The organism is Pseudomonadota bacterium (genome assembly GCA_039815145.1).
Lineage (GTDB): Bacteria > Pseudomonadota > Gammaproteobacteria > Steroidobacterales > JBCBZW01 > JBCBZW01.
Genome location: JBCBZW010000170.1, coordinates 1 through 9,442, shown reverse-complemented (window position 1 = coordinate 9,442; position 9,442 = coordinate 1). Strand labels below are relative to the sequence as shown.

The following is a 9,442-nucleotide window of genomic DNA, read 5'->3' as shown; positions in this document are numbered from 1 at the left end:
TTCGGGATGAAGGGGGCCAGCATTTCGTCCATCACATGGCAGGCGTGATCCATCTCTTGGCAGTCGTGGTAGAACCGGGCCTGCAGGCCAACGTTGTACAGACCCACGAACAGGCACGGCATCGTGGCCAGCACCACGTAGGTCATGATGCGCTTCATGTCCACGTAGGAGCGCGCGTGCGGCGCGGCCGTGGTCACGGTCTTGGGCGTGTACAGGATGCTCTCGATCATCTCGTACACGGGGAAGTAGCGCTCCCACTTGCCGCCGGCGGTGAAGTGGGGCTCGATGCTATCGAAGAAGGCGCGCAGGTGACTCATGCTCGTCTAGCCCTCGCGCTCGATCTTGCTGAGGCAGTCGCGCAGGGCCTGGCCGTACTCATACTTGGCCGGGCAGGCGAAGCCCACGAGGCCGAGGTCTTCTTCGTCCAGCTCCAGGGCACCCAGGGCCTGAGCCGTGTCCGTGTCCATCACCAGCAGGGCGCGCAGCAGTTGGGTGGGCAGATAGTCCTGAGGCATCAGTTGCTCGAAGGTGCCGGTGGGCACCATCGCTCGGCGGCCCCCGTTCAAATTGCTGGTAAGGGCGTAGAGACGCTTGGCGAGCGCCGAGCCCAACACTGGTTGGAAAGCGAACTTGTCGGCCATGGGCCGAATCCAGCCGAAGGGAATCTGCTTACGATCCTCTTCGATCACCGTGACCTGGCGTGCGTAGCGCCCGAGGTAGGCGGTGGGGCCTTCACCCGCGCGGCCGCTCAGCACGGAACCGGAGATCAGGCGCACGGCGGGCGCATCGTGCAATTCGCCCCGCGTGAGGTCTATGAGGGATGCGCCCATCACCGTACGTAGCAACCGCGGCTCCCGACAGAGCGGGCCGGTCAGGGCGATGACCCGTTCGCCGTCGACCTGGCCCGACTGCAGCAGGCGACCGATGGCGATGACGTCCTGGTAACCGATGGTCCAGACCGTGCGCTCCGCGGTGGGCGGGTGGAGGAAATGAATGTGCGTGCCTGCGAGGCCCGCGGGATGGGGACCACTGAAGGCCACGGCTTCCACCCCGTCGATCTGCGCGATGCCGGGGATGTCCGCGTCCCCTTCCTGGCAAAGATAGGTCTTGCCGTCCGTCGCGCACAGGCGGGACACGGCGGCGAGCCCTGTCGCGAACGCTTCCGATGCGTGCTCGAGAACCCGCGCCGGCGCCGGGGCGAGGGGCTCGCTGTCCGTGGCGGTGACGAAGATCGCGGCCGGCACCGCATCGAGCGGGGGCACCTTCGAGTACGGGCGGGTGCGGAAGGACGTCCACAGGCCGGCGGCTCCCAGGCGTTCGGCGAGCCCGTCCCGCGTGTTGATATCGCCGACATCGGCGAAATCGACCGGTGGCGCGGCGCCAGCATCGAGCTCGATCTCGATGCTGATCAATCGGCGGCGCTCACCGCGGTGGATCGCGCGCACACGACCCGAAGCCGGTGAGGTGATCAGCGCGCCCGGGTTGTCCTTGTGTGCGAACAGGGGACTGCCCGCCCCCACGGCATCACCTTCCTCCACGCTGACGCGGGGCTTGAGCCCGAGGTAGTCATCGCCCAGCACGGCGACGGTCTGCACCGCCGGCGCCTCCTCGATGGCGCCGTCCCTGGGGGCACCGAGGATCGGCAGGTTCAGGCCCTTCCTTAACGTGAACTGCTTCAAGCTTGCCTGGCCCTCTGCCGGGAGAATGGAGGATTCTGCATAGCGTCAATTATTTCGGACTCGCTGCTAAACTGGAAGCACCTTGAGCACATGATTCGCACTCCATGGCCACTCGGGGCGTCCTTCTGAGCGGCGGCCCGCCCACCGAACCCGTTTGCATCGATCTCACACATGGCAACACAGTCTCAACGCGTCGCCTCGGGATGGCTTGCCCCGCTTGTCTTCACGAGCCGAGACGGCCGGCGCCGTGCGCGCCGCCAGCGCCGGCTTTGCGGGGTGATCGCGCTCGCGGCGCTCGGTCTCGTCGCCGCCTGCGATGCCTCCCTGGTGGGGGGCGCGCCGCATGTGGTCGAGGTTGCCGGCGAGACCATGGGCACCTACTACAGCGTTGCGTTGGTCGCGGGCCGAGGCGAGGCCCCCAGCGCGAGCGCCCTGCGCGAACTCGTCGAGCAATCGCTGCTGCCGATCACCACCCAGCTGTCCAACTGGTCCGAGGACTCGGAAGTCTCCCGCTTCAATGCGCACTCGCACACCGATCCTGTGGCCATCTCCGACGAGCTGAGCGAGGTGATGCAGGTGGCCAGCGTGGTGCATGAGCGCAGTTTAGGGGCGTTCGATGTCACGGTCGCACCGCTGATCGAGCTGTGGGGCTTCGGCGCCGATGGGCAGGACGCCCGCGCGGTGCCGCCGGAGAGCGCTATCGCCGAGGCGCTCGAAGCCGTGGGTCAGGCGCGAGGGCTCGAACTGGGTCAGGATCCGGCAACGCTCAGGAAGCGCCGTCCTGAGACCTCGGTCCAACTGGCCGCCCTCGCCAAGGGCTACGGTATCGACAAGGTGGCGCGCGCCCTGCGCGAGCGCGGTTGGCGTGATTTCATGGTGGAGATCGGGGGCGATCTCTACACCTCAGGCACCAACCGGGAGGGGACAGCGTGGCGCATCGGCGTGGAGCGGCCCGTCGCGGGGCAGCGGTCGGTGCACCAGATCATCGACGTGAGCGACGTCGGCCTCGCCACCTCGGGGGATTACCGCAACTATTTCGAACGGGACGGCGTGCGCTACTCGCATATCATTGACGCCACGACCGGTCGGCCCGTCACCCATACGACGGCGTCGGTCACCGTGATCGCCGAGTCGGCGATCCTGGCGGACGCCTGGGCCACGGCGCTGCTCGCCCTGGGCCAGGAGCGAGGCATGCCGGTGGCCGAGCGCTGGGGCCTGGCCGCCTTGTTCGTCAGTCGCGAAGGCACGGCCGAGCAGCCGAACTTCGTGACCCAGGCCAGCGAGCGCTTCGCTGAGCTTCAACCCGAGTGAGCGATACTCTTACATGAGCACCTTTATTCTCGCGTTTCTCCTGCTGCTTCTGGTGGTCGTGGCCATGGCCGTCGGTGTGGTCTTCTCCGGCAGGACCATCAAAGGCAGCTGCGGTGGCTTGAACGCGGTGGCGGGTGCCGATCGTTGCCTCGTCTGCCAGCGCGAGATCGATCCGGACAGTCCCCTCAAGAACCGGCTGAATTGTCCCCGGGCCCGGGGCAATGGTGGACGGGCGCAAGCTTGACTTAACGCTATCGCTAGCCGGTGACGGCGGAGGACAGGGGGGCGAACGCCAACGCCAGCAGGGCGAGCGCAGCCACGATACCGTAGAGCCACGGTTGCCAGGCTGGCCCCTGGCGCTTCCAGGTGCGGCGATAGCGGTAGCCTGCCAGGCACGCCACCACGAACAGGGCGGTGGCGCTGAGTGGTGTCAGGGTCAAGTGGGAGTTCCCTCGCGGCGCGTACTTCGTCTAAGCTCAAGTGTCCTCGGGAACGTGGCTCAGTCAAGCCAGCAGGGAAGGTGCTCCATGCCAAGCTCGTATCAGGCGCCGACGCGTGCCGATAAACAAAAGAAGAAAGAACATCGTACGGTGAGCCAGTCGCAGCGCAGCAACATGTCCGTCAGCTCCTCTACGGTGCAGAAGCTCCTAGACACCAAGGGCACGGACATCTTCTCGATTCAGCCCCAGGACACCTTGGCCCAAGCCGTGAACGCGTTGAGCGAGAAGCGCATCGGCGCCTTGGTCGTGACCGATGAGCACGGCAAGCTCACCGGCATCCTCTCCGAGCGCGACATCGTGCGAAAGCTCGCCGTTACGCCCGGGCGGACGTTGCCTCAGCGGGTCGAGGAGGTGATGACCTCCAAGGTGCAAACCTGCGACCCCGACGAGCCCCTGATGACCGTGCTGCGTCGCATGACGGAGGGCCGTTTCCGCCACATGCCCGTGGTTGCCCACGGCGAGTTGGTCGGCATGGTCACCATCGGCGACGTGGTCCACTTCCGTCTCAAGGAGCTGGAGCTCGAGGCGCTGCAGCTGAAGCAGATGATCGTCGGCTAGGGTCGCCCCCTCCGCTACCGGAAGCGGGCGTAGAGGGCAAAGCTCCCGAGCCAATGCCCGCCTTCGTAGCTGTCGCCGACCAGATGGGGCATCGAGTATTGGATGTGCTCCGTGGCCACCGCCCGCAGATGTCCGTAGCGGTCTGGAAACTGATCGGCCAACCCCAGCAGCGCCCACGCACGGCTGAAGTTGAGCCCGTCCAGATGCACCAGCTTGCCGTCGGAGCGGTCGGAGACGCGCCCCACCTCCAATGCGTAACCCGGTTTGACCAAGCTGGGCAGAAATCCCTCTAGCCAGCGGTGGAAAGCGTCCGTCGCCAGCACGCGGCGCATGACGTCTATTTCCGTTAGGCAAGGACTCAGGAAGTCGTAGCCGCCCGGCTCCCATGCGAGAGGACAGTTCTCATCCTGCGCGTAGAACCTTCGCGCCGCTTCACCTACAGCATTCAATAGCGCGTCATGTCCATGGTGTTGGGCGTAGTCGAAGGCGAAGGTCAGGCCGAAGGCGGTGTTCGGGTGTTCCCCGTTGCGAATCGCGTAGTTGAGCTTGGGCAAGAACTCCAGGTAGCGCTCGACGATCAGTTCGCTCAGGGGTTGAAGGTTGCGGTGGAGCGTGTTGGCGAGGGGCGTGTCCCAGGCGGCAAGCTCCTGATCGAGTTTCAGTAGCCAGGCCCAGCCGTAGGTGCGTTCGTAGGTCTTGTTGTGTTTGCCATTGAAGTACTCGACCTCTTTGGCGACCTTGTCGGCGGTGAGGTGTTCGGCCAGCACCTGGAGCGCCTGGTCGGCGCGCTCGAGTTCCGGGAAGCGGCGTAAGAGCGCCACGATCGACCAATGCCCGTGCACCGCACTGTGCCAGTCGAAGCAGCCGTAGAAAACGGGATGTAGAACGCTGGGTTCGTTCAAATCCTCAGCACTACCGATCGTCTGGCCGAGCTTGTTCGGGTACTCCTGCTGAAGGCAGGCGAGGGGCAGCTCGGCTAGGCGGTTCGCCTCCTCGAGGGTGATATCGGTGTCGGCCGCCCGGCGCAGATCCACCTCGTTGGAAAACGTGGGGCTCGAGACGGCAAGGGCGGTGAGGGTGGCTAGGACGCACGCGCGTAACAAGGCGATGGCTCCGGTGTCAGGCGTTTGGTGGGACCGTCTCTGCCGCCCATGGGAACATGCGCAGACGGCACCTCGGACATGGCGAGAGGGTATCGCATCGTCCGGAGCGTGGCGACGGAGAGTGCGCGAGCGGATGGCTGGCGGGGAGCGCGCAGGGTGGGACCGCGCAGGCGGCGGCCTGGCGGCACCGAGGAGGATTCCTCGGTGCCGCATCGTGGCTTTGTCGTCGCTGCCTTAGAACGTCGTGGAGGTGACGTTGCTCAACTCACAGGAGCGCAGATCGAGGGCCTGGAAGTTGAGGGTGACGCCGCTGGCACCCGCCCCGATGTTGCGGGTGGCCGTCGCCGTGCCGCTGGCGTCGGCTGCCGCGAAGGCGATGGGCCGGGCGTTGTTGAGCGCCACATCCACCGTGCACTGACCGACGCTGATCGGCGTGGTGCCCGCGGCGCGCCCGAAGTAGATCAGGTTGAAGCCGTCTGGCGTGCCGTTGGTGGTGGTCCAGGCGTTCTCCTGGCCGGCGATACCGGGATCGGTCTGGGCCAGGGTGTAGTCGACGTTGCCGCCATCACCGATGGTGGTGCCGGCGACGTAGACGTCGACGGAGTCACCCACGCCACCGCCCTCACGACGGTTGTCGGTGAAGATGGCGATGACGTTGTCCATGGTGGCGGCGAGGCCGTTGTAGTCACCGAACTCGAAGCCATCGTTGATCTTGGGCGACGCTTCCGAGGTCAGACGCTCCTCATCGGACCAGGTGACGCCACCGTCGGTGGAGAAGGTCCAGTAGATGTCGACGCTGGTGCGGGTGGGATCGTTGATGGTGTTGTAGTAGATCAGGTGCACGGTGCCGTCGGGGCCGACGGTGAGCCACTGGTGCCAGCGGTCAACCTCGAGGATGTCGTCCGTGGGGTGCGGGGTGGTGACGTCCCAGGTGGCGCCGCCGTCACGCGAGTAAGCGACCTGGATGCGCGCGTGGTTGTTCTGAGGGTTGTTGCTGGTGGGGCCATCGGAGTCGGTCCAGGAGACGTAGATGGTGTCAGCGAAGGGCCCATCGGTCATGTCCGCATCGGCGCCAGCGTAGATGAACACCTGGCGACGGTCCGTAGAGGGGATCGGGAAGATGAAGCTGCCCTCGGTGCTGGCGATCTCGGAGATGGAGCCAAAGGAGGCGCCACCGTTGTTGGAGGTGGCCAGGCGAATCGTGCGCGAGTTGAAGGCGGCGTAGACGTAGTGCACGGCGCCCCCGCGGGTGGTGACGATGTCCGAGCCAATGCCGCGGTTAGCATTCGCCCCGCTGAAGGTGATCACGGGCTCGAAGGTGTTACCGAAGTCCGTGGAGCGCGCAAAGCGCATGATGTTGGATTCGTGCCAGGTGAGGTAGATGTTGTCCTGGAAGGGGGAGTTGGGGGAGCGGTCGACGTGGAGGAACTCCTTGTCGACGAAGCCGCCGGCGGAGATCTCACGTCGCGGATCGCCGTTCTCGGAAGCGAGGTCATCCCAGGTCTGGCCGTTGTCGGAAGAGCGGTAGAAGAAGTTCTGCGAACCGAGGGTGGCGGTGTAGACGAACTGACCGTCCGAAGACCAGCCGATTGTGGGATCGCAGCAGGTGCCGCCGAGGGGCAGTGGCGCTGACTCGTTCCAGGTGACACCCCCGTCGAAGGAGTAGTGCATGCGCTGGCCGGAGCCGGGGCCGTTGGAGCCCGCGACGAGGATGTCGGGGTTGATGGGGGAGACTTCGATGGAGGACTCGGCGGCACCGCTGGGGTTGGTGACGCGCGCTTCGCCGTCGAGGGCGCGGATCTCGCCGTCCTGGGCGACTTCGGCCAAGGGGGCCTCGCTCATCATGACGCGCCACGCGCCATCAGCGTTGCGCTCAGCGCCGCGGTAGAACTTGCCCTTGACCAGGAAGCCGCGGTGCTCGACGAGGAAGCGGGGCAGCACGGAGTGGGGGTACTGGACCTTGCCGGTGCGGGGGAGGTCGGGGTACTGCTTGCGCAGTTGCACGCGGTAGAAGGCGGGGATGGAGACGTTGAGATCGGCTTCGTTCCTGGCCAGCAGGGCGAGGTCACGCTTGGTGAGCTGGTAGTTGCGGTCGTCCCATCCGCCGAGGCGCTTCAAGGCGGCGTAGTCGACGGCGCGGTCAGCGCCGCGGGTGGCGTCGATGTCTTGGGCAAACGAGAGGGCCGGCAGGAGCGCGAGGGCGCCGAGCAGGCTGAGAGCGTGTTTCGTATTCACCTTGAGTACCTTCTCAGTGGGTGGGTGTTATCGAATGGGTAACACGCGGCGGATCCGCGAGGGGACCCGCCACGCCTACCCCCAGTCCCGTTCCCTTGCGCAGCGTGCCGAGCGAGGTGGCTCGCGATCGCAAAGGACAGGACGTGGCCGGTCAGCAGCACCGTGGATGCTTACTGTGCGGACGCCGCGGCATGGCATCGGCGTCTTAGAGTGTCGTTGTTATCGCTGTTAGTGACCGAGGTCTGGCGACCGTCGGGCTTGGAGTCTTACACGAGCATTTGAGGGAATACCACCGGGATCCAAGCAACCTGCGATGGTGCCGCCTGAGGCGTCCCTCGCAGGCTCCATGTGGGGCGTTTTGTCCCAGTTGTTCTTGGGAGAAATTCCCTTCGGAAACGATGGAAGCACGGGTTGCGCAAACCCTTGGCGTGGTCGGCGCAGCCTGTGCCGTGAGCCAAGGACGCGAGTGATATGTCGCGTGTTGCTGAAACGGGGCAGCGCCGGTGACGTACCGGCGCTGCACCGCTGTGGCGCACCCCGGTCAGAAGGTGGTGCTGGTCACGTTGCTCAACTCACAGGAGCGCAGATCGAGCGCCTGGAAGTTGAGGGTGACGCCTCTGGCGCCCGCGCCGATGTTGCGGGTGGCCGTCGCCGTACCGTTGCCGTCCGCCGCGGCGAAGGCGATGGGCCTGGCGTTGTTGAGCGCCACATCCACCGTGCACTGACCGACGCTGATCGGCGTGGTGCCGGCGGCGCGCCCGAAGTAGATCAGGTTGAAGCCGTCCGGGGTGCCGTTGGTGGTGGTCCAGGCGTTTTCCTGGCCGGCGATGCCGGGATCGGTCTGCGCCAGCGTGTAGTCCACGCCACCGCCATCGCCGTCCACGGCGGTGCCCGCCACGTAGATGTCGACGGAGTTGCCGCCACCGCCGGTCTCGCTGCGGTTGTCGGTGAAGATGGCGATGATGTTGTCCATCGTAACGGCGAGGCCGTTGTAGTCACCGAACTCGAAGCCATCGTTGATCTTAGGTGAGGTCTCCGAGGTGATGCGCTGCTCGTCGCTCCAGGTGACGCCGCCGTCGGTGGAGAAGGTCCAGTAGACGTTGACGCTGGTGCGGCTCGGATCGTCGATGGTGTTGTAGTAGATCAGGTGCACGGTGCCGTCGGGGCCAACGGTGAGCCACTGGTGCCAACGGTCGACGTCCAGGATGTCGGCGGTCGGATGGGGCGTGACCACATCCCAGCTGTCGCCACCGTCGCGTGAGTACGCCACCTGGATGCGGGCGTGGTTGCTAGCCGGGTTGCCGCCCGTCGGCGCGTCCGAGTCGGTCCAGGAGACGTACACGCTGTCGGCGAAGGGGCCGTTGGTGGTGTCCACGTCAACGGAGTTGTAGATGAACACCCGTCGGTTCGACATGGAGGGGATGGGGAAGTCGAAGCTGCCTTGCGTATCCGCGATCACAGAGGTGGGCAGGAAGGACTCGCCGCCGTTGTCGGACACTGCTAGGCGAATCGTGCGCGAGTTGAAGCCTGGCCACACGTAGTAGAGGCGTCCGGCGCGGTCGGTGCTGATGTCGGAGCCGATGCCGCGGTTGGCGCTCTGGTTGGAGAAGGTGATTACGGGCTCGAAGGTGTTGCCAAAGTCCGTGGAGCGCGCGAAGCGCATGATGTTGGACTCGTGCCAGGTCAGGTAGATGTTGTCCTGGAAGGGCGAGGTGGGCGAGCGGTCGACGTGGAGGAACTCCTTGTCGACGAAGCCACCGGCGCTGATCTCTCGGCGCGGATCACCGTTCTCGCTCGCCAGGTCGTCCCAGGTTTGACCGTTGTCCGAGGAGCGGTAGAAGAAGTTCTGCGCCCCGAGGGTGGCCGTGTAGACGAACTGGCCATCGCTCGACCAACCGATCGTGGGATCGCAGCAGGTGCCGCCGAGGGGCAGGGGTGCTGACTCGTTCCAGGTGACACCCCCGTCGAAGGAGTAGTGCATGCGTTGACCGGAGCCAGGCCCGTTGGAGCCCGCCACCAGCACGTCGGGATCGATCGGGCTGACTTCGATGGACGA

Annotated in this window: 9 protein-coding genes; 3 read left to right on the top strand and 6 right to left on the bottom strand. The window is 65.6% G+C overall.

The genetic code is table 11. The annotated features are described in order from the left end of the window. Both AAF184_23020 and AAF184_23015 read right to left on the bottom strand, forming a co-directional pair. Positions 1–317: RnfABCDGE type electron transport complex subunit D (locus tag AAF184_23020; protein MEO0425227.1), on the bottom strand; the 317-nt coding region annotated here is incomplete at its 3' end. A gap of 6 nt (positions 318–323) precedes the next feature. Beyond that, entirely contained in the window at positions 324–1,679 is a 1,356-nt protein-coding gene (locus AAF184_23015) for a Na(+)-translocating NADH-quinone reductase subunit A (GenBank protein MEO0425226.1), read from the bottom strand. 171 nt (positions 1,680–1,850) lie between these two features. On the opposite strand from AAF184_23015, the gene AAF184_23010 reads away from it, so the two are divergent. Both AAF184_23010 and nqrM read left to right on the top strand, forming a co-directional pair. After that, the gene (locus tag AAF184_23010) at positions 1,851–2,990 is read left to right on the top strand and encodes an FAD:protein FMN transferase (GenBank protein MEO0425225.1); all 1,140 of its coding nucleotides are present in this window, start codon (positions 1,851–1,853) and stop codon (positions 2,988–2,990) included. Positions 2,991–3,003: 13 nt separating this feature from the next. Continuing rightward, a complete protein-coding gene (gene nqrM / locus AAF184_23005; GenBank protein ID MEO0425224.1) occupies positions 3,004–3,234 on the top strand; it encodes a (Na+)-NQR maturation NqrM in 231 nt (76 codons plus the stop codon). A gap of 13 nt (positions 3,235–3,247) precedes the next feature. Here nqrM and AAF184_23000 read toward each other — a convergent pair whose 3' ends face one another. Further along, positions 3,248–3,430: a hypothetical protein gene (locus AAF184_23000; GenBank protein MEO0425223.1), complete on the bottom strand. Its 183-nt coding sequence runs from the start codon at positions 3,428–3,430 to the stop codon at positions 3,248–3,250. 87 nt (positions 3,431–3,517) lie between these two features. Between AAF184_23000 and AAF184_22995 the strand changes: the two genes are divergently transcribed. Next, positions 3,518–4,048 carry a CBS domain-containing protein gene (locus AAF184_22995; GenBank protein ID MEO0425222.1) on the top strand — a complete coding sequence of 177 codons (531 nt, stop codon included), beginning with the start codon at positions 3,518–3,520 and terminating at the stop codon, positions 4,046–4,048. 14 nt (positions 4,049–4,062) lie between these two features. Here AAF184_22995 and AAF184_22990 read toward each other — a convergent pair whose 3' ends face one another. The 3 genes from AAF184_22990 to AAF184_22980 all read right to left on the bottom strand — a co-directional run. Further along, complete coding sequence (locus tag AAF184_22990; GenBank protein ID MEO0425221.1) at positions 4,063–5,151, bottom strand: DUF2891 domain-containing protein; 1,089 nt, start codon at positions 5,149–5,151, stop codon at positions 4,063–4,065. 234 nt (positions 5,152–5,385) lie between these two features. Then, positions 5,386–7,386, bottom strand: coding sequence for a sialidase family protein (locus AAF184_22985; GenBank protein MEO0425220.1), 2,001 nt, complete (start codon positions 7,384–7,386; stop codon positions 5,386–5,388). Positions 7,387–7,927: 541 nt separating this feature from the next. Further along, positions 7,928–9,442, bottom strand: a 1,515-nt coding sequence (locus AAF184_22980) for a hypothetical protein (protein ID MEO0425219.1), incomplete at its 5' end; no start/stop codon positions are given.

Coding starts and splice junctions, on each gene's coding strand:
- AAF184_23010 (MEO0425225.1), top strand. CDS start 1,851: ATGGCAACACAGTCTCAACGCGTCGCCTCGGGATGGCTTGCCCCGCTT.
- nqrM (MEO0425224.1), top strand. CDS start 3,004: ATGAGCACCTTTATTCTCGCGTTTCTCCTGCTGCTTCTGGTGGTCGTG.
- AAF184_22995 (MEO0425222.1), top strand. CDS start 3,518: ATGCCAAGCTCGTATCAGGCGCCGACGCGTGCCGATAAACAAAAGAAG.